Annotated in this window: 14 protein-coding genes; 8 read left to right on the forward strand and 6 right to left on the reverse strand. The window is 39.7% G+C overall.

The annotated features are described in order from the left end of the window. The first annotated feature begins 49 nt into the window (after window positions 1–49). The 4 genes from CKW03_RS06690 to CKW03_RS06705 are packed head-to-tail and all read left to right on the forward strand — an operon-like array spanning window position 50 to window position 8,659. A complete protein-coding gene (locus CKW03_RS06690; protein ID WP_236736431.1) occupies window positions 50–1,843 on the forward strand; it encodes a class I mannose-6-phosphate isomerase in 1,794 nt (597 codons plus the stop codon). Window positions 1,844–1,875: 32 nt separating this feature from the next. Next, window positions 1,876–5,004 (forward strand): GH92 family glycosyl hydrolase, encoded by a 3,129-nt coding sequence (locus CKW03_RS06695; RefSeq protein WP_236736432.1) that lies wholly within the window; start codon window positions 1,876–1,878, stop codon window positions 5,002–5,004. Between the two features lie 24 nt (window positions 5,005–5,028). After that, window positions 5,029–6,324 (forward strand): MFS transporter, encoded by a 1,296-nt coding sequence (locus tag CKW03_RS06700; RefSeq protein WP_236736433.1) that lies wholly within the window; start codon window positions 5,029–5,031, stop codon window positions 6,322–6,324. 1 nt (window position 6,325) lies between these two features. Next, window positions 6,326–8,659 carry a GH92 family glycosyl hydrolase gene (locus CKW03_RS06705; protein ID WP_093095222.1) on the forward strand — a complete coding sequence of 778 codons (2,334 nt, stop codon included), beginning with the start codon at window positions 6,326–6,328 and terminating at the stop codon, window positions 8,657–8,659. A 26-nt stretch (window positions 8,660–8,685) separates the two neighbouring features. Here CKW03_RS06705 and CKW03_RS06710 read toward each other — a convergent pair whose 3' ends face one another. Further along, entirely contained in the window at window positions 8,686–9,987 is a 1,302-nt protein-coding gene (locus CKW03_RS06710; protein ID WP_093095224.1) for a glucosidase family protein, read from the reverse strand. Between the two features lie 123 nt (window positions 9,988–10,110). Between CKW03_RS06710 and CKW03_RS06715 the strand changes: the two genes are divergently transcribed. Then, the gene (locus tag CKW03_RS06715; RefSeq protein WP_093095226.1) at window positions 10,111–10,848 is read left to right on the forward strand and encodes a GntR family transcriptional regulator; all 738 of its coding nucleotides are present in this window, start codon (window positions 10,111–10,113) and stop codon (window positions 10,846–10,848) included. A 150-nt stretch (window positions 10,849–10,998) separates the two neighbouring features. After that, window positions 10,999–11,427: a cold-shock protein gene (locus CKW03_RS06720; RefSeq protein ID WP_236736434.1), complete on the forward strand. Its 429-nt coding sequence runs from the start codon at window positions 10,999–11,001 to the stop codon at window positions 11,425–11,427. A 113-nt stretch (window positions 11,428–11,540) separates the two neighbouring features. On the opposite strand, the gene CKW03_RS06725 is transcribed toward CKW03_RS06720, so the two are convergent. The 5 genes from CKW03_RS06725 to CKW03_RS06745 all read right to left on the reverse strand — a co-directional run bounded on the left by CKW03_RS06725 (window position 11,541) and on the right by CKW03_RS06745 (window position 18,524). Next, window positions 11,541–11,735 carry a cold-shock protein gene (locus CKW03_RS06725; protein WP_093095228.1) on the reverse strand — a complete coding sequence of 65 codons (195 nt, stop codon included), beginning with the start codon at window positions 11,733–11,735 and terminating at the stop codon, window positions 11,541–11,543. A gap of 27 nt (window positions 11,736–11,762) precedes the next feature. Next, window positions 11,763–12,869, reverse strand: coding sequence for a DEAD/DEAH box helicase (locus tag CKW03_RS06730; RefSeq protein WP_093095229.1), 1,107 nt, complete (start codon window positions 12,867–12,869; stop codon window positions 11,763–11,765). Window positions 12,870–13,115: 246 nt separating this feature from the next. After that, window positions 13,116–14,177, reverse strand: coding sequence for a fatty acid desaturase family protein (locus tag CKW03_RS06735; protein WP_093097702.1), 1,062 nt, complete (start codon window positions 14,175–14,177; stop codon window positions 13,116–13,118). A gap of 125 nt (window positions 14,178–14,302) precedes the next feature. Next, entirely contained in the window at window positions 14,303–15,697 is a 1,395-nt protein-coding gene (locus tag CKW03_RS06740) for an aminopeptidase P family protein (protein ID WP_093095231.1), read from the reverse strand. 100 nt (window positions 15,698–15,797) lie between these two features. Continuing rightward, window positions 15,798–18,524: a DUF5695 domain-containing protein gene (locus tag CKW03_RS06745; protein ID WP_093095233.1), complete on the reverse strand. Its 2,727-nt coding sequence runs from the start codon at window positions 18,522–18,524 to the stop codon at window positions 15,798–15,800. A gap of 382 nt (window positions 18,525–18,906) precedes the next feature. Here CKW03_RS06745 and CKW03_RS06750 point away from each other — a divergent pair, with 382 nt between their 5' ends. Continuing rightward, window positions 18,907–19,770: an AraC family transcriptional regulator gene (locus tag CKW03_RS06750; RefSeq protein ID WP_093095234.1), complete on the forward strand. Its 864-nt coding sequence runs from the start codon at window positions 18,907–18,909 to the stop codon at window positions 19,768–19,770. Window positions 19,771–19,880: 110 nt separating this feature from the next. Continuing rightward, window positions 19,881–20,783: a dihydrodipicolinate synthase family protein gene (locus CKW03_RS06755; RefSeq protein WP_093095235.1), complete on the forward strand. Its 903-nt coding sequence runs from the start codon at window positions 19,881–19,883 to the stop codon at window positions 20,781–20,783. The last annotated feature ends 80 nt before the right edge of the window (window positions 20,784–20,863 follow it).

A 20,863-nucleotide genomic window follows, 5' to 3' on the forward strand; every position in this document is an offset into this window, starting at 1 on the left:
TGTGTTGTAAACCAATTGAAAATAAAAAATTTTTAGATCGCAATAAAATATGTTGGAAGATTTGTCAACCATGGAAAGCACTAAAATAATACGTGGGACCAAACAACCTGAGATGCCTGCAATTCTTTCAGGTGATTTAAAGGCTGGATATAGCATTTATCCTTCTTTTTCCATTGCAGAGGGATTGATTTCTTCTGGTTATTCATCATTAGCAGATTGGATGGTATCTATAAAGACAGTTTGTGTAGATGGTTATGTGGCGGTGGATTGGGATGGCATCAAGGCTTCCCTAGAAAAGGAATTTGCCGAGCGATCCATTCGTGTCAATTGGATCTATACGAAGGATTTCTTGAAGCCTGAAGCTGAGCTTGATAAAATGGTCGAACCGTTTATGGGAACCGATGACTCGGTGTGGGGAAAGGTCTGTGACCTTAGTCTAGGAGATTTCTTTTTGTTGGGTGATCTAAAAAACCTAGAAGCCAATACGGAATTTGATCTCAATATTGTTTGGGGCATAGGTGCCAGTTTTGTTTCTTCCTTTGATTCCATCGCATATTTTGATATTCCAAAGAATGAACTTCTGTTTCGAGTAAGGGGCAAGTCTGCCTTTAATATCGGCTCAAACACGAGGTTCAATATGAAAAATACCTACAAGCGTCTGTACTTTGTAGATTGGATCGTGCTGAATGCTTATAAAAAAGAAATCCTGCCCAGGATTGATCTTTTTGCGGATACCCAGTGGTTGGATACCTTAAATTGGATCAAAGCTGAGGATTTGAGAAATTCCTTAACAGCTATGAGCAAAACGGTATTTAGACCAAGACCATGGTTTGATCCTGGTGTTTGGGGTGGACAATGGATGAAAGAACGTTTTCATGAATTGGCACAAGATGAGGTAAATTATGCATGGTCATTTGAGATTATTGCTCCTGAAAATGGTTTGGTACTGGAAAGTTCGGGCAAGTTGTTGGAAATCAGTTTCGATACCCTCATGTTCCAAGAGTCCAAGAATATATTAGGATCGGGTCATCAGCAATTTGGCGATTATTTCCCGATCCGCTTTGACTTTCTGGATACTTTTGATGGCGGTAACCTTTCTGTTCAATGCCATCCCGCATTGGATTATATACAAGAAAATTTTGGCGAGCAGTTTACCCAAGATGAGACCTATTATATCATGGATTGCAAAGATAATGCAAAGGTGTACTTAGGATTTCAAGAAGGGATTGAGCCCAATAGTTTTCGGAAAGCCTTGGAGCAAAGTGTAGCCGAAGAAAAGGAGTTGGACGTCCCGCAATATGTTCAAGAGTTTGATTCAGAGAAACATAAGCTATATCTTATTCCAAATCAAACCGTGCATAGCGCTGGTAAGAACAATCTGGTTCTTGAAATATCAGCTACACCCTATATCTATACCTTTAAGATGTATGATTGGCTCCAACGCGATAAAGAAGGTAAACCTAGGCCTATCAATATAGAACATGGCTTCAAAAACCTTGATTTTTCAAGGCAAGGCGAAAAGGTGGAGCAGGATCATATCTCCAAACCTTATGTTTCGGAGGAAAGAGATGGCGCAAAGATCATTCAATATCCTACGCATCCTGTGCACTATTATGAGATCCAAAGATTAGATTTTCAGGATCAAATCCAAGTAAAGACGGAAAATAAGGTGCATGTATTGATGCTGGTTGAAGGAAGTTCCATCGAGCTGGAAGATAGACAGGGAAATAAGCAAATTTTCCATTATGCTGAAACCTTCATTGTACCGGCCTCCGCAGAAAGCTATAAGATCAAGAATTTAGGAAATGAAGAAGCAAAGGTGATTCTATCTTTCCTGAAATAGTCAAATCAATAACCAATACCAAAATCATGGATATGCAATTTTATCGAAAGATGTTTTTTTCTACTGCTCTGTTACTAGCCTCAGCAACGGGTTTGTTAGCCCAAGAGGCAGCGATTTGGGAATTAGGAAAAGCAGATCAATCGAGTCAGGAATTTGCTTTAAGTCCGCAAGGATTCAAGGACTTTTTAGGGCATGATTTTGGCTATGAAGATAATTTTTTCGTGGTTGGACAAAGTGTGCTCAACCAAGATTTCCCTTATGTCTTGCCAGGTCCAGCTAATGGATGGGGTGGAACAGGAGGGACTTCCGGAATCCGGACCCATTTTTTGAACATCTTTTATCAATTGAATGCCATTGATTTGCAGGAAAAGTATGTCTTGGAATTGGATTTCGTTAATTCAGAAAGCAAAGCAAAACCCACTGTGCAAGTGGCTGTTAACGGGGTTCTATTCAATTATGAACTCAAGAATGGAACTGGAGAAAGCAATCCTGTTGCTGGACAATTGGGAGCCGAAAAAATCAGGATCGATATAAAGCCTGAGATCTTGAAAAATGGCTTCAACCAAGTGAGCATAACCAGTTTAAAGGGCGGTTGGGTTGAATTTGATTCTTTTAGGTTATTAGGGCCTTCGAAGACCAAACTGCTGTCTGATTACAGTACCGTAATCAAAGATATCCAAGTCTCTGATTTTGAATTTGAAAATAAGAAAGAGAGGGTCCAAAACTTATTGGTAGAGGTTCTACGGTTAAAGGACAATCAAACAGTTAAGGTTGTGGTTGATGGCAAAACTGCCTATCAGAAGTCCATGGACCAAGGATTGTCCAAGTTGGAAATCCCATTGGCGGCAGTAAAAAAAGATAAGGCGAGTAGTGTTGAAGTATTTGTCAACGATAAACTGCTCAGCAAGGAAAAGATCGTAAGGAGTCCGAAACCATTAGGTTCGGTTTCAAATTATGTCAATACCATGATTGGTGCCTCCCATTCCCGATGGATGATTGCACCGGGTCCTTGGATGCCTTTCAGTATGGTGAAATTAAGTCCTGATAACCAGAATGTAGGTTGGCAGGCAGGTTATGAACCTTCCGTTGAATCGATAGGGATGTTCAGCCATATCCATGAATGGACCATGGCAGGCTTAGGTACCTTTCCGACCGCCGGACCATTACAGATCCAGGTTGGGGATCAATATAACCCTGATTCAGGTTATCGATCAAGGATTGATAAAACAAAGGAAAAAGCTCCCTTGGGATCTTATCATGTGAAATTGACAGACCACAATATCGACGTAGATCTTACGCAGACAACCAGAGCCAGCTTCCAACGATATACCTTTAACCAAACGGATAAAGGGCGAGTCATGATTGACTTGAAGGTCAATGGAGAATATCCTTATACCATTAAGGATTATCAATTAAAGAAGGTTTCAGACTATAAAATTATAGGCTATTCGGATCAATTGTCTGAGAATGTCTGGTCTACGGATGCGAAACAGGATTATAAGGTCCATTTTGTCATCGAGTTTGATCAGCCCATTGTGGATTTTGGAACTTGGGAATCCGATCGCATCCAAAAAGGGCAGAATGCCGCTGGAAAAGAGGTCCAAGAAGCTGGGATGTATGTAGAGTTTGATGTCCGCCAAGAAAAGACGGTGCAAGTAAGGACTGGGATATCTTATGTGAGTATTGAAAATGCCCAAGAAAATCTGGATAAGGAAATCTCAGCACCCTTTGGATGGTCTTTTGAACAGGTTAGGGAAAATCAATTAAAAACCTGGAATACTTTACTGGAGAGGCTCAAGGTGAAATCGGATGATTACTTTGAAAAGGAAAAGTTCTATAGCAATATGTATAGATCCTTAAGCCGAAATACCTTTAGTGATATCAATGGAGAATGGCGCGATTCTCAGGAACGGGTACGTCAATTCAGCGATCCGCAGGATTTGGCTTTGGGATGTGATGCTTTTTGGAATACCTTCTGGAATCTGAATCAGTTTTGGAATCTGGTAACGCCAGAATGGAGCAACAAATGGGTTAAATCGCAACTGGCTATGTATGATGCTGATGGTTGGTTGGCTAAAGGACCGGCAGGTATGGAATATATACCCGTGATGGTTGCTGAGCATGAGATTCCATTAATTGTTTCAGCTTATCAAATGGGGATCCGCGATTATGATGTAGATAAAGCATTTGAAGCGGTCAAGAAAATGCAGACTACGCTACCTTCGAAATTTGCAGGTGGATTTGCTGGAAACAGAGACCTTGAGGTTTATCTAAAATATAAATATGTGCCTTCAGATTTGGGAAGGTTCTCTAATACCTTGGAATATAGTTTTGATGATTGGACCGTTGGTCAGTTTGCCAAATCATTAGGCCAAGAAAAGGATTATAATTATTTCAATGATCGTGGGAATTGGTGGAAAAATGCCATTGATGTGGAAAGTGGCTATGCCCGGATGAAAGATTCAAAAGGGGAATGGCTAAAGGATTTCGACCCATTCAAGTCGGGAGCAAACCATCATTATGTAGAAGGGAATGCTTGGCAATTGACATTTTTTGTTCCGCAGGATATCCCGGGACTAGCCCATTGGATTGGGTCGGATGTGTTTTCAAAACGTTTGGAATGGGGATTTGATGAAAGCGTAAAATGGCGATATAATGGACCTAATGATCAATATTGGGATTACCCCGTTGTTCAAGGAAATCAGCAATCGATGCATTTTGCATATTTATTCAATTATTTGGACAAACCTTGGTTGACGCAGAAATGGAGCCGTTCGATAGCGGAACGATATTATGGACGTGGAATATCGAATGCTTATTTGGGTGATGAAGACCAAGGGCAAATGAGTGCATGGTATGTGATGACAGCCATAGGATTGTTCCAGATGGATGGAGGGACCAGAAGCCAACCGGTCTATGAAATTGGAAGCCCGATGTTTGAGGAGGTGCAGATAGACCTTGCCGAACAGTTTGGCAGGGGCAAACGATTTGTAATCAAGGCTAAAAACAACAGTAAAAAGAATGTATACATTCAAAATGCTACCCTAAACGGAAAAAAATTAGAAACCTTTTATTTCAATGCTGAGGAGTTGTTGAAGGGAGGCGAATTGATTTTAGAAATGGGAGCAGAACCGAATAAAAATTGGGGAGTATCGAAATAACAATTATAAACTAAACTCCGACATGTGAATATTTCCAGCAAGCAATTGGCCTTTGTGGCCATAATAGCCTCATTAGGAGGTTTTATTTTCGGATTTGATATGGCTGTGGTATCTGGGGTGTTGCCCTTGGTAAAAATGCAGTTTAGCTTAGACAGTTTTTTGGAAGGCTGGTTTGTGTCATCAGCACTTTTAGGCTGTATCATCGGTGTTATGATATCCGGTCATCTTTCGGATAAATATGGCCGTAAAAGCAGTATGCAATTTGCCGCAATCATCTTTGTCATTGCCACATTTGCCTGTATTTTTTTAGAATCCTTTTCCTTGATTATTTTGACCAGGATCTTTACCGGCATTGGGATCGGTATTGCTTCCAATGTGGTGCCTCTTTACCTTTCGGAAATAGCTCCGATCAAAGATCGTGGAAAGTTGGTTACCTTTTACCAATTGGCATTGACCTTTGGTATCGTGCTGGCTTATGTATCCAATGCTCTGATCATCAAGGATCAGGATGTATTGGCGCAATTCTCCAATCACTCCTTCTTCCAATATGTGTTTGTAGAAGAGGAATGGCGAGCAATGATCGGAATGTCCTTGATTCCATCCTTGGCTTTTTTTATCGGTTTGATGTTTGTGCCAGAAAGTCCGAGCTGGTCGAAAAATATGGATGGGATGGCCAATTCAGGATATTCCGAAGTTTGGAAACCGATCTATAGAAAAGCCCTGATCATTGGTTTGTTTTTGCCCATTTTTTCGCAGTTCTGCGGAATCAATGTAATTATCTATTATGGTCCTACCATACTGAAGACCTTAGGTTTCAGCTTGGATAATTCCCTTTATGGGCAGATTATCATTGGGGTAGCCAATATGTTGTTTACGCTGATTGCCATTTGGAAGGTGGATAGTTTGGGGAGAAGACCTTTGTACCTGATCGGGACCATGGGTGGAGCAATATCCCTATTTCTGACCAGTGTGTTGTTCTATTTAGATCTAGCAGACAGTTGGCTATTGGTAATTTCTGTTATCTGCTTCTTGGCATTCTTTGCATTCTCCATCGGTCCATTGAAATTTGTGGTGGCATCCGAGATCTTTCCAGCGCATATACGCGCCAAGGCTATGGGTTTAAGTATTCTGGCGATGTGGGTATCCGATTTTCTGATGGGACAGATCACGCCATTCCTATTGGACGATATTGGCGTGGCAGGGACATTTATCCTCTTGGGATTGGTTTGCCTGATAGGATTTGTATTTGTCCTTAAATATCTTCCTGAAACTAAAGGAAAGAGCAGTGAAGAAATCCAACAACTATTAAATCAAAATTAAGATGAAAAGATTGTTCAGCTTATTGTCCTTAGTATTCATAAGCCTTGGTCAAATGGCTTTGGCCCAACAACCCATTCAATCGGTAGATCTTTTTATTGGGACTGCCCATGCCCGATGGTTCCATTTTGCCCCAGGGGCAATGCCTTTTGGAATGGCTAAGCCAGGTCCATCGACCAATGGAAGCTTGGGCAATAAGAGTGGATGGGAAGCGACCGGCTATGATTTTCGAGACCATAGCATCGAAAGCTTTCCCAATTTCCATGAGTTCCAGATCGGTGGGATTTCTTTAATGGCGAGCAAAGGCGAATTGAAGACCATTCCTGGAAAATTGGAAGATCCCCAATCAGGCTATCGCTCTAGTTTTGACAGGAAGGATGAATTGGCAGAACCGGGATATTATAAGGTATTGCTGAAAGATTATGGCATTACAGCTGAATTGACAGCGACAGAAAGGGTGGCTTTCCATCGGTATACCTTTCCTAAAAGCCAAGAGTCACATATCCTTTTTGATATCGGCAATGTAATGGGGGAGAGTGGAAAAGTGAAAGGAGCAGAAGTGAGAATAAATCCGGATGGCTCTGTTGAAGGCTATGCCATTACGGCGCCATTCTACGTAGAGAAATATCAGGCAGGTTCAGATATCAGAATGTATTTCTATGCGGAAAGCAATAAGAAAGCGACGAAACACGGGGTTTTCCAAGGCGAAAAGCAGTTCGAGGGATTGGATAAGATTTCAGGAATTTCCACTGGAGCTTATTTTACCTATGCTACAGCAAATCAAGAGGGAATAGAGGTCAAACTAGGCCTATCCTATACCTCAATTGAAGAGGCAAAAGCAAATTTTCTGGCGGAGGCCAGAAATTTGGATTTCGATGCTGCGAAAGAACAGAACCAAGCGAAGTGGAATGCTATGTTGGGGAGGATTCAAGTGAAGGGCGGTAAAGATAATGATCGTAAGAAATTTTATACTGGATTGTACCATGCCTTATTGGGGAGGGGATTGGCTAGTGATGTTTCAGGAGCCTATCCAAAAAATGATGGTTCGGTGGGCTATATTGAAAAAGATTCAGCTGGAAAACCAAAATACCAGCATTATAATACCGATGCGGTTTGGGGTGCCTTTTGGAACTTGACCCAACTGTGGACCATAGCTTATCCCGAATATTTATCTGACTTTGTGAATTCCCAATTATTGGTCTATAAGGACTCAGGATGGTTGGCTGATGGAATCGCCAACAGTAGATATGTTTCTGGGGTTGGGACCAATTTCGTGAGTCTGGTTATTGCGAGTGCTTATATCCAAGGGATTCGGGATTTTAATGTTGAATTGGGCTATGAGGCGGCTTTAAAGAACGAAATAGATGGCAAAGATAGACCCAGGGGAGCTGGAAAATTGGATGTAGATCAATTTGTAGCACAGGGTTATGTACCGCATATTGATAAATCGGATAATGAAATCCATGAATCTTGGATGTTTTCAGCATCCCATACTTTGGAGTATTCTTTCAGTTCTTATGCGGTAGCCCAATTTGCCAAAGCATTAGGCAAGCAAAAAGATTATGCACAGTTAAATAGCTTGTCGCAAGGATGGAAGCATCTCTTTGACCCCAAATTGAAGTTGATACGACCAAAACTTGCCAACGGCGATTTTATTGAGGATTTCAAACCTAGCCAAGCCTGGCGGGGGTTTCAAGAAGGGAATGCCTATCAATATACTTTTTATGTGCCGCATGATCCTAAAGGCCTGATTAAAGCGATAGGGAAAACCGCATTTAATAATAGATTGGACAGTATTTTTATTCAATCGGAGGAATTAGGCTTTTCCGGAGGCAAGAATATCGATGCATTCTCTGGATTGGAAGGACTGTACAATCAAGGGAATCAACCGAATCTTCATGTTTCTTGGTTGTTTAACTTCTCGGGCAAGCCTTCGCTGACGCAGAAATGGGTGCAGGAGATCTGTAATAAGTTTTACGGCAATGAGGGCATACATGGATACGGATATGGTCAAGATGAGGATCAAGGCCAATTGGGCGCTTGGTATGTGATGGCAGCCATGGGATTATTTGATGTAGCTGGACTGACCGATGCTGACGCCAAGATGGGTCTTTCAACTCCGCTCTTTGATGAGATCAAGATTCAATTGAATCCCAAATATTACAGTGGGAAGGACTTTGTGATCAAAAAGGTAAATCCTGCAAATGGAGGAATTTATATCGAACAGATTAAATTGAATGGAAAGTCTGTCCATGAACCATTTATTCCCTTAAAAGCGATAACGGCAGGTGGTCTGCTGGAATTGAAAACAGATCAAAGTCCAAGGGATAAGTATTAAAACATAAGACATAAAAAAATCAGGGTTTATGACCCTGATTTTTCTAGCATTTGAATAGCATCGTATAATACACCGGCTTCCCCTCTGAAGGTTCCCGATCCTTCGGGTTTATTATCCTTGGTATACCATTCATAAAAACCCTTATTTTTGATTACTCGGTCTAGCATAGGTTTCATCTGTTCCTTTGCTTCATCAATAAATCCATTTCTAATTAATTGTTGGATCATCCTACCTCCAAACCAGGTCCAGTCCCCACCATTTTGATAGCCATAAGGATACATTCCTTTATTTTTGAAGAATCCCTCTGGATAGGTTGGATAAACGGTAAGCCCAATGGTAGCAGCACCCGATTCTTTGACATTTGCTATCATTTTATCCAATGAGGTTTTGATCTGCTCTTTATTCAGCAAGTTTGCTTCAATGGCAATGGCGGTTCCGCCGTGATAATAGATTTTATTCTCATCGAAATCTGGAGGAAATGGAGATCCTTTGAGATAGATATGCGGAATGAATTTTTGATTCTTTTCATCCCAAAGATGTTTCATGGTATTGCTTGCGATATCTTTTCTGATGGGTTCCCATTTTGACTTGCTATCTGGCGCTAATTCCATGAAATTGTCGATTGCGATCAGGAACATCGCATTGTCATAGATGTCAATGGCGAGATGTGAGTTTTCATCCAAATGTACTCCCCAATCATGTTCCGGTTGGACATCCCCCCAATCCGAAGTTGTGGCTCCCCATAATAAGCCATGCTCTTTATCAAATCGCTTTTCCATTAAAAACTGTAGCGCTTGCTCCATTCGTTGTTCTACGCTGGATTTGCCAACCATGGTCTTTAGGAAATCACGGTCGTTGGAAACTTGGATGTATTTATATACCGCTTGAATGAGCGAAGCTTCTTGGTCGGTCTCCACGGTATTTTTGTGGGCCGCCAATAAAGGTTCTAAATCCGAGGTTATGGTATAGTAATCACTGGGTTTTCCTTTCAGGCTTTCCTTTGTTACAAATCCATCTGGAATATTTCCGTCCTGAACTTGAAGTCCGAAGAATGCCAGTAAGTTTTTCTTGATCTGATCGGTGGGTTGTACTTCGTATGCCAATCGAATGAAGGTATTATAATCACGGATCCATACTTCTTGGTAACCATCGCCAGCATTGAATCCAGACTTTACTACATTCTTTGCCATTTCTTGGACAAGGGCATAAGAGCTATCAGTAACGGTCGAATCAGGACTGAAAGAATTTTGATTGTTACTGTTGCTTGTATGGTTATTGCAAGCCGTTAGAGACAGGCCAATTGCGAGATAAAATAGATAACTTTTCATTGTTTACATTGGTTTTAACACCGAAATCCTAGGGAATTTCGAAGAGTTGATATGTATATACAAACATACATAATTTGCTATTTAAAAAAGAATTATCTTACTTTAAGTTACAATAAAAAAAGTATGAATCTGAAGATAGACCATAATAGCCCCATTCCATTGCATGTACAGGTGGAAGCTTTGCTTCGAGATTTGATCAAACAGCCTGAATATCAGGACGGGAAGTATCTACCCAATGAGATCGATCTAGCGAAGAAATTATCGATTTCAAGGTCTACCTTGCGTTTGGTGATCAATAAGTTGGTCTATGAGGAATTATTGGTTAGGAAAAAAGGAGTTGGTACGAAGGTTACCCAGCAGAAATTCAGTTCAAAGTCAAAGAATTGGTTGAGTTTTTCGCAGGAGATGAAAAATAGGGGATTGGAAGTGAAGAATTTTGAGCTCCATGTGCGTTGGGTTGTACCTGAGCCTGCAGTTGCTAAGTTTTTCGAAATCCCAGAAGATCAAAAGGTATTGAAGTTAGAAAGGTTGCGGGGCAAGCCAGGTGATCCATTTGTCTATTTCATATCCTATTTTCATCCGAGGGTTGGTTTGACTGGTGAAGAAGATTTCAAATTGCCGTTATATGATATATTGCAACAGCAATGTAATATTATTGCGGACCTTTCCCAAGAAGAGATTGATGCAAAGGCGGCTAATAAGTTTATTTCGGAGAAGTTGGAAATAGCTATTGGTGAGCCAATCCTTTCGAGGAAGCGATTTGTATATGATCAATCGGGCAAACCGATTGAATACAACTTAGGCTATTATCGGGCTGAGAGCTTCACCTATAAAGTTGAAAGTAGAAGGGGCGAGGTCTAATGGGTTAGATTGAGGTCTATCCAAAGATTAGCTATTCTCGCTAATTTTTTGTACCTTTGTGTACATTCAAAAAGGCCCCTATCTTAATCCTCAGCCAATCCAGGTTATTTAAAGAGATACCCCTTTCATTTTTTAACTTAATTATTTTTAATGTCAAGAAACCAACTCACATTCAAGAAAAAAGAACTAGCAAAAAGAAAACAGCAAAAACTTCAAGAAAAGCAAGAGCGTAGAGAACAGAACAAAGCTCAGAACAACAAAGGGAAGTCATTGGAAGAGATGTATGCTTATGTTGATGAATTTGGAAACATCGTTGATACACCTCCAACTGAAACCTATAAGTTTAAACCTGAAGATTTAGAGAGACCGAAAGATCCTGAAGATGAATTCCTATTGGGTCGTGTGTCTTATTACAATGAAACAGGTCATTACGGGTTTATCCGTGATAATGAGACTAGAGAAACTGTTTATTTCAATGATACCCTTGCAGGCAAGATTCTTTCTTTGCACCAAAATGTGAGGTATAAATATACTAGGACTAGACAAGGAAACCAGATTTCAGAAGTGGAATTGGTATAATCAATCCGTATAGAAAGATATAGAAGAAACTAATGAAATGAAATTAGTTTTGCACAAAAAAAAAGCAGCCATTGGCTGCTTTTTTTTTGTGCAAAAATGCGGGTATAGTTAGATTATCTAACTACACGTACATTAATTGCGTTAATTCCTTTAGGACCACTTTCAGTATCGAAAGTAACATTGTCATTTTCTCTGATTTCGTGTACTAAACCTGTTGAATGTACGAATACATCTTTTCCTCCTTCGTTTGGAGTGATAAAACCGAATCCTTTAGTTACGTTAAAGAATTTTACTTTTCCTTCTTGCATTGTGTTATTATTTACTTACTTAATTATTTAATTCGTTGCTAGTTGGAAGCCAATCAGTTTTTGGATTCCGTTTAATGCTTTTTTCTCATCTTCACTACAGAAAGAATAAGCATGTCCCGCATTTCCTGCCCTTCCTGTTCTACCGATCCTATGCACATAGGTTTCAGACTCAGAGGGGAGATCATAATTGATGACCTGCGGTAATTTATGGATATCAATGCCACGAGCAGCAATATCCGTTGCGATCAAGATCTTGGATTTTCCAGTCTTAAAAGATTCCAATGCATTTTGTCTTGCATTCTGGGATTTATTCCCATGGATGGCATCTGCCTTGAAGCCTCTTTTATTCAATTGCTTTGCCAATCTATCCGCAGCATGCTTGGTACGGATAAAGACCAAGGTTTGTAGATTCTTGTCACGGTTCAATAGATCAACCAATAAATCTGTCTTCTGTTTCTTTTCGATAAAGAATACGGATTGGTTGACATTTTCCGAAGCTTTCACAACAGGGTTGATGTTTATTTCTGCTGGGTTATTTAGGATCGTATTGGCAAACTTCCTGATTTCAGTAGGCATGGTTGCTGAAAAGAACAATGTCTGTCTTTTCTCCGGAACAAATTTCAGGATCCTCTTAATGTCATGGATAAAACCCATATCCAACATGGTATCTGCCTCGTCTAATACAAGGGTACTAATGTTGCTTAAGGAAATATACTTTTGATTGATTAAGTCCAATAACCTACCGGGCGTTGCAATCAAAATATCCACTGGATGTTGCAGTGCTTTAATATTTCTGTTGATAGGGACACCGCCGAATACGACCAAAGGCCTTAGTCCAAGATATTTGTTTAAATCGCTAAAGGTTTTTTCAATCTGGATCGCTAATTCGCGAGTAGGCGCTAAGATCAAGGCTTTTGGAGCTTTGGAATTAGATCTTTGGCCCGCACATTTTTGTAGGATAGGAATGCTAAAAGCTGCAGTTTTTCCTGTTCCTGTCTGTGCACATCCGATGATGTCTTTTCCCTTTAAAATAAATGGTATTGCTTGTGATTGTATATCCGTAGGGCTCTTGTAGCCAAGACTGTCGAGTGCTTTTATGATTGGAGCGATTAACTCCATATTGTTAAAATTCATTGATGTTTTTAAAATTTGTCTACTAAAAATTTGTTGTACGAATTGCTTTTCGCCTGAACAAACTGCTTTCTTACATAAAATATGCCTATTAATATTAAAATGAAGTCTGAAGAAGCAGTGACAAAGTTTATTAAGGAGGGTTTACAAAGTCAATGATATTATAGAATAAATTCCAATATTATTTCAAAATTACTAAAATATTTCGATAATATTTTTCTTTTTTATTAATGGGCTGTTTAAATGGGCCTAAACGGACATGTGTTTGATGACTTTGACGTGCGATTTGAATGCGGACCAAAAGGAGTTATACTCGTTGTATTTGATTTCATACTCCTTACATGCCTGTCTGACAATTTTGTTTAACGCTGGATAATGGATATGGCTGATCTTAGGGAATAGATGATGTTCGACCTGAAAGTTCAAACCGCCCAATAACCAAGTTAGCATCCTGTTTTTCGTGGAGAAGTTTGCAGTGGACTGAATCTGGTGGATCATCCATTCTTCTTCAATTTTAGGTTGATCGCCAGATTTAAATTCAGTTTCTGAAACCACATGCGCCAATTGAAATACGGTCGCTAGGCAAATTCCACAGACTGCCCCAGCGATCAGTAGCCCGATAAGGGTTTGTAGCCAGCCTACGAAAATGACTGGGATTACAATAAAAATCAATGCATGGACTAGTTTACTAATCCAAAAGATCACTTTTTCCTTTACTGGGAATTGAAATGTCCTTTCAGAACCAATCATCTTTTGTTTGAAATATTTCTCATAGTCTTGGTAAAAAATCCAAGCAAAATAGGAAATGCCATATAGAAAAATAAAATATATGGGTTGGAAACGATGATGTTTCTTTAGCTGCTGGTCTTGGTGGATGCGCATGAATTTTACCTCGATATCTGGATCCTCGCCATCGATATTCGTGTAAGTATGGTGCGCAATATTGTGTTTTTGTTTCCAGAAGAATATGTTTCCACCCAATAAGTTTAGGGAATAGGAAAGGATATTATTGACATGCTTATTTTCCGAAAAAGAATTGTGCCCCGCATCATGCATGATATTAAATCCAATGGCTGCAAGGTTAACCCCAAAAATAAGACACAATATGATGCTAATAGCCCAGTGCGGTTGTACAAAGACTAATATGCTGTATATTAAAACAAAGGAGGCCATCAAAATAATTGCCTTCGTGTACAGCTTGCTGTTTCCGGTCTTTTTTTGGATGGTATTATTAAAATATTCGTTGATATTGTTTTTTAAGGACTTTGAGAATAAGCTGTTTAAGTTGTTAAACTTTATGGTTGATTTCATATTATTATTACCCGAAACAATTTGTCGCACTAGTTCGACAACCATGTTTTATTTGTGCAAACTTACAATTAAATTGGCAAAAGATTATTTTACTTAAGTTAAAAAACTCTAATTTTTACAAGCCATTAACTCAAACTCTGCTTCCTGATTTCTTCGATTTCATCTACCGTCTTTACCAATTCTGGTCCTAATAATCTAAAGCCATTTTCTTCGATCAAGAAATTATCTTCGATCCGGATTCCAGAAAAATTGCGGTAATCTTCCAAGAGGTCATAATTGATGAATTCTTGGTTTTTTTTCTCTGCTTTCCACATATCGATCAAATCAGGAATAATGTATATACCAGGTTCTACGGTCAATACAAAGCCGGCTTCCAATTCTTTGCCTAATCGCAATGATTTTAGGCCAAAGGTGTTTTTGTCCTTTGGTTCAGCTTCAGTATATCCAACATATTGTTCACCTAAATCTTCCATGTCATGAACATCCAAGCCCATCATATGCCCCAGTCCACATTGGAAGAACATGGTATGTGCATGGTTGGCCACAGCATCTTCTGCATTCCCTTTCATCAATCCCACTGCCGTCAAGCCTTCTACCAGCGTTTTAGCGGCTTTAAGATGGATATCTTTGAAGTTTACGCCCGATTTCATCATGTCCCTAGCATCTGTGAATGATTTTAAGACCACATTGTAAAGGTCTTTCTGTCTATCTGTAAAAGTTGCGGATACAGGAAATGTTCTGGTCAAATCCCCTGCATAGCCCATTGGCGTTTCAGCTCCAGAGTCATTCAATACCAAGTCACCGTTTTTAAAGCTGTTTTCGCGGAATTGGTTGTGCAAGATTTCGCCATGTACCGTCACGATAGGAGGATAGGCAAAGGTGAAATTTTGGTCGGCAGCATATTTTTGGATTGCATTGACCAATTCGTATTCCTTCATGCCCGGTTTAGCAATTTTCATGGCTAAGAGATGCATTTCAGTAGAAACTCGAAGGGCTTCTTCGATCTGTTCAATTTCCTGTGGTTCTTTGATGGACCTTTGTTTAACAACGGCTTTGATCAGTTTTTCAGATGGTAGCAATTCATCTAAATGTCTGTCCAATAGTCTGCTCAAAAGAATCTTGTTGTAAGATTGATATGGAGGGAGAAAATGGATCGGACGGTTATTGAATTTTGCTTTTTGCAGATAGTTCTCCAATTCTTTAAAAGGCAAGGTTTCTGAAACACCTGCTTTTAGACTTTTATCTTTTAAGGTTTCTTGTCGACCGGTCCATACCAGCGCGTCCATGTCCAATTCATCGCCAAAAATAATTTCACGGTTTTCATCGATGTCGATGAGCCCGGCAATATAGGGTGCCTGGATCCCGAAATAGTATAAAAAACTACTGTCTTGGCGGAAAGGGTATGTGTTATGCTCGAAATTGATTGGATTTTCAATATTTCCCAATAAAACGATAACTCCATGGGTAATCTCATGCTTTAATTGGGTTCTTCTATTCTGATAGGTGCTTGACGAAAACATGGTTCTTAAATTTTATTACGAAATTAAACAAAAACTGTGGAACCGCCTTTCGGAACCACAGTTTTTATAGGAATAAGTTGTTACCGATCTAACTAGCTTGTTAATCTTTGCTAAGCGTAATTTTTGTAACATTATTTGGGATGAGGTATCTACCCAATGCATCCTTTTCAAATCCTTTTAAGCTATAACCGCTATCCGTATTGAACCGGATCAGATTATTGGATAGAATTTCAGCATTAGGAACAAGGGTCAAGGTGATTTCCTTGTTTTTCTCATTGTAAGCAAGTTGTTCGACTTCACCGGCATCGAGTTGGATCCAGAGTTTCTCTGGAGCCAGGAAGATCCTGTTTCTTGCCGCTGTTTTGACTTCAACCTCGATGTTGTCTTTCTTTTTGCTCAGGTTTCCCGAGAAAGCTAGCCAATCAAATTCGGGATGTTTGATGATATAGGTTCCGGAATTGACCGCGTAGCCATAGAAACCTGAACCATAATCTCCGGTGATACCATCGATTTCCAGGGTTGAAGGGTAAGAGTGAAAAGCCCCTGGACCGAAACCTTCTTGGGTCACATTGGCCAGTGCTCCCATCATTCCAGCATGACCTACGCGCAATAAGTAGAAATCTTCGGGATGGTCCCTATATTCTGTTAATACCGGAATAGAGTTGAGTGCAGAGCCATAATGGTGCAATTGTCTTTCGATTCTGGATAGTTTTCCGCCGTATACAAAGTCCCAATAGCGACGGGCACTACCATTGTAGCCCCAGTGTGGAACGGTCGGCATATAAGCTAATATGGCGTTCAGGGTTACCTGTGCTTTTTCGTCAAAGCCAAAGAACTTAGACCATAAGTAGACCTCTTCTTGTCCTGTAGAGTCCCAAGGCATTTCGCTGCCAAAGGGGTAATTTAAGGTTTTCCAATGCTCTGCACGCTTCCTCATTTCGGCCTCCAATTTATTTGCAGAATCCATTAAGCCTTCTCTTCTTAAGTCGTTTAGAATCAATAGGAATATGCTGCCTTCCATCTGTCCGAATTGAGCATAATGAGGTGCTTTTTCCACCATGGCAATTGCCGTATGGAAAGCGCGATCTAAATATTCTTCCCATGGCTCTTCGGAGACCAGATTATTGTAATTTCGGGCTAGACGATACATTACCCAATGAGCTGCAGCAACATGAGGGTAATTGTAGGAACGGCCCAAATTATCAGCTTCTTTCTTAGGCCACGCTGACCAGGTTTTCCAGTTGATATCTTCGCTGTAGGTACCTTTTGGCAGGGAGTCTGGTTCATAATAGAATAGACTTTTGACTACGCCATATTTATTTTTGCCATCCTTGTGTTGGATGCGTCCATACATGGTTTCATTGACAAAACGCTTCAGTTTTTCGATTTCCACTTTATTAGGGACTAAAACCTGTTTCATCATCGCCGCTAGCCAGCTAGCAGCACCAGCCTCATCACTCAGACCTGCATACCAAGCTCTTTGTTCTTGGGTTACAGGTTTTCTTTCTTCGATATCGTAGGTGATAACCGAAGGAGACCTTTTGAAAGGGTCATTTGGTTCTTCAAACCATTGTTCATTGGTCAGGAAATTTCCTAAATCATTGACAACTTGTTGTTCAGGTTTGATGACTTTATATTGAATAGTTTGTTCAATACCGTCTTGGTAAGTGATTTGCAGTCTAGCCCTTCCCCATGTGTTACCGGAAATTTCGAATTGATTCCAGTTGTCTTTGGTTTTTTTCAAGGTCTTTACTGTAAGCGCATCTTTTGGGAAGACTGCTATATTCTTGATTTTCTTATTGTGCTTCAGGAATAATTTGCTGGGGTTGTCCATTGGGACTACATAGCCAGGAGCTGCAGTGGCTACAGGTCTGTTATTCGCCAGTAAAGTGTTTTCAATCTCTTTAATGCTCGGAGCCAGGACAAACTTCAAGGAAAAGTTTTTGGATTCACCAGGCTTTAAGGTCGATGAGCTGGGCGTATTCCAAGGATTTACGTTTTTCCATTCCATTTCGGCATAAGCTTTACTATGGATCAACCACTCGTGAAAACCTTCGAAAGTGATGCTTCTAGGGGTGGGATCTGTATTTAATGGGTTGTATGCTTCAAATCCTGCATTTTCACTTGGTAAAACCAATAGACTTGGGCCATTACCATGTAGTCGGTTTACCTGCATATAACCAGCATCCTTACCAATATAAGGATCGAAGAATACATTTTTAGCATGGGCTTCATCTAGGCTTTTCCAATCCATGTTGTTGTTAAATGGAAGCGGGATGCCCAGTCCGCCAATTTCGATGGCATTATTCGAGTTATTGATGATCTCAAAGGTCAGTTGCAGGTTGCCATTGTTATTTTCCCACTTCCTGATTACCTTCAGCGGTATGTTTTGCAGGGTTGGACTTAAATCGGCCACAGCCAAAGCAATGCCCTCAGGCTTTAATTCAGTTACATTCTTGCGGTCTTTTGCCGAAGAAAAAGACTGCCAATCATTCGTGCCGACATTCCGGATTTTGAGATTGATATCGCCGATATGAAAGAAGCCGTTCCGATCTCTTTTGTTTAAGAGTTCGGTGACTGTATAGTCAAAATTGCTATCGCCATTTAACAGCTTGATCGAAGATGCCGTTTGTGAGGAATTTAACAGCTGAAGGTTGAGTTCTTTCAATGGAAAGGATTTATTTCCCTGGTCTATTCCGAGGGTTGGCGTTTCAGTGGCCACTCTTTTCCAAACGGGGTGTTCATCTTGCTGGGCAAGTGCCGGTAAGGACAGACTTGTTGGCAAGACAATTAAAAGGAGATAACAAATATTTTTAAGTTTCTTCATTTCTGCTCAGGTCTTAAATTCTTAATAAAATGACTGCTATTCTAATTTGTTAAAATGAATGGAAGGAAAAATATAATTGTATTAAGAAAAACTATTAGATTAGTGGTAGAGAAATCTCAGTTTTGAAGGGATTGAATGGGCTGCTTTCCATTTACTCTATATAACCGAGATTATAAGCATTGATCCAAAGTCTACTTAATTACTGACTATTAAGTTTTTTCCTGTTTGTTTGTTACAAATATGGTTTTAAAAATTCTTTAAAGGTTGCCGGATTTTAGCTTTCTATGGCCATTTATTAGCCATTCGTAGTAATTTTTTTGCTTAGTAACCACTTTATAAGTACATTTAGTGTTAAACTGACATTTAATAAACTTTTTAAATTATGAAACCAATACAATATAATGTACCAGTTCCTAAGGATAGGACGGTATTTGTGCAGGAAGACATATTAGATAAGTTTTATCCTTATATGCATCGTCATGTGGAGTATCAGATTATTATGATTGTAGCTGGTAGCGGTCAACTTCTGGTTGATGACAATCTCCATAATTTCCAACAGGGCGATATCTTTTTAGTTGGTTCCAATCAAGCACATGTTTTCAAGAATGATCAAAACTCGGAGGGCATCAGATCCGTATCGGTGTTTTTCAATCTAGAAGGCGCATTGCTTAATTTGTTGAATTTGCCAGAGCTGAGTGTATTAATGGAATTCATCAGTAATAACTGCAGAGGATTTCAAGTTCCAAAACAACATTTAGCTCCGATTCGAAGAAGGATTGAGGTTTTGAAGCGATCGGATAGGATGGACCAATTGGTTAACTTTTTCTACCTATTGAAGTCATTGAATATGGTTTCTTCAGATTTGACACCACTTTCAGGCGTTTCCCATTATGAGTCTGATGCATTTGGAGGTTTTAAGATCAATACCTTATGCAGGTATATAGAAGAGAATTTTAAAGAGAACATTTCACTATGCGATGTTGCCGAGAAAGCGAATTTAACGCCACAGGCATTTTGCAGATATTTCAAAAAATGTACAGGAAAGACTTTTGTATCTTATTTAAATGAAGTTCGTGTACGAGAAGCTTGTCGTTTATTGGGGAATGATAAGTATGATTGTGTTTCAATTATCGCCTATAGCAGTGGTTTTAACAGCATCACGAATTTCAATCGGGTGTTCCGGAGTGTAATCGGTACTTCACCAAAGGAGTATGCGTTAAATTATAAGAACTTTTTATACCAGTAGACAGAAAAGGTTAAAATTCAGTAAACAAATATTAAAAGGCGGTTAGGCGAGGAGCTTTTAAGTGGCTAGTTTTGGTTATACAATTATAATTTAAAACAAGAAAACTTACTATGGCTCAATTAAATTGGAAGGGAATTTATCCTGCGGTTTTGACTCCATTTAAAGAGAATGGAGAAATTGATTTTGAAATGTTTGCCAAAAACACTGAGGCACAGATTTCAGCGGGTGTACATGGGATCATTATTGCGGGAACTCTGGGAGATGCTGCTGTATTGGATAATGACGAGAAATTCGAATTGCTGTCTTATGCAAAAAAGATTGTTGCTGGAAGAATCCCTTTGATTCTGAACATTGCAGAAAACACCACCAAAAATGCTGTCGAGTTTGCTAAAAAAGCAAAGGAACTAGGCGCTGATGGACTGATGTTATTACCTCCAATGCGCTATAAAGCCGATGACCGTGAGGTTGTAGAATACTTTAAGGCTGTAGCAGTTGCCACTGATCTTCCGATCTTAATCTATAACAATCCTGTAGATTACGCTACTTATGTTTCATTGAGTATGTTTGATGAGCTTAAGGACTATCCAACCATCCAAGCAGTGAAAGAATCAACCCGAGACCTATCCAATATTACCCGAATGAAGAATAAGTTTGGTGATCGTTTCAAGGTATTGGGCGGTGTAGATACCATTTCTTTGGAAACGGTTTTATTAGGTGCAGATGGATTGGTTGCTGGATTAGTTGATGCTTTTCCAAGAGAAACGATGGCAATGTACAATTATGCATTGAACGGTGAAGTGGAAAAAGCGATTGAGATCTATAGATGGTTTATGCCATTGTTGGAACTGGATATTCATCCAAAGCTAATCCAATACATAAAATTAGCTGCGACTGCCGAAGGGATATGTACGCCGCATGTGCGTGCGCCAAGATTGCCTTTGGTAGGAGAAGAAGCGACAAGAGTAAACAAAATAATTGCTGATGGAATTGCAAGTCGACCGGTTTTAAATTAAAACTGGAAGAAGCAAAGTCTTTGGAACATAAAGTCGGATAGGCCGACTTTATGTTCCTTTAATTGAAAATCCAATTGAAT

The sequence above is a fragment of the Sphingobacterium mizutaii genome (assembly GCF_900187125.1).
In the GTDB taxonomy this organism is placed as follows: Bacteria; Bacteroidota; Bacteroidia; order Sphingobacteriales; family Sphingobacteriaceae; genus Sphingobacterium; species Sphingobacterium mizutaii.

Coding starts and splice junctions, on each gene's coding strand:
- CKW03_RS06690 (WP_236736431.1), top strand. CDS start 50: ATGTTGGAAGATTTGTCAACCATGGAAAGCACTAAAATAATACGTGGG.
- CKW03_RS06695 (WP_236736432.1), top strand. CDS start 1,876: ATGCAATTTTATCGAAAGATGTTTTTTTCTACTGCTCTGTTACTAGCC.
- CKW03_RS06705 (WP_093095222.1), top strand. CDS start 6,326: ATGAAAAGATTGTTCAGCTTATTGTCCTTAGTATTCATAAGCCTTGGT.
- CKW03_RS06710 (WP_093095224.1), bottom strand. CDS start 9,987: ATGAAAAGTTATCTATTTTATCTCGCAATTGGCCTGTCTCTAACGGCT.
- CKW03_RS06715 (WP_093095226.1), top strand. CDS start 10,111: ATGAATCTGAAGATAGACCATAATAGCCCCATTCCATTGCATGTACAG.
- CKW03_RS06720 (WP_236736434.1), top strand. CDS start 10,999: ATGTCAAGAAACCAACTCACATTCAAGAAAAAAGAACTAGCAAAAAGA.
- CKW03_RS06725 (WP_093095228.1), bottom strand. CDS start 11,735: ATGCAAGAAGGAAAAGTAAAATTCTTTAACGTAACTAAAGGATTCGGT.
- CKW03_RS06730 (WP_093095229.1), bottom strand. CDS start 12,869: ATGAATTTTAACAATATGGAGTTAATCGCTCCAATCATAAAAGCACTC.
- CKW03_RS06735 (WP_093097702.1), bottom strand. CDS start 14,177: ATGAAATCAACCATAAAGTTTAACAACTTAAACAGCTTATTCTCAAAG.
- CKW03_RS06740 (WP_093095231.1), bottom strand. CDS start 15,697: ATGTTTTCGTCAAGCACCTATCAGAATAGAAGAACCCAATTAAAGCAT.
- CKW03_RS06745 (WP_093095233.1), bottom strand. CDS start 18,524: ATGAAGAAACTTAAAAATATTTGTTATCTCCTTTTAATTGTCTTGCCA.
- CKW03_RS06750 (WP_093095234.1), top strand. CDS start 18,907: ATGAAACCAATACAATATAATGTACCAGTTCCTAAGGATAGGACGGTA.
- CKW03_RS06755 (WP_093095235.1), top strand. CDS start 19,881: ATGGCTCAATTAAATTGGAAGGGAATTTATCCTGCGGTTTTGACTCCA.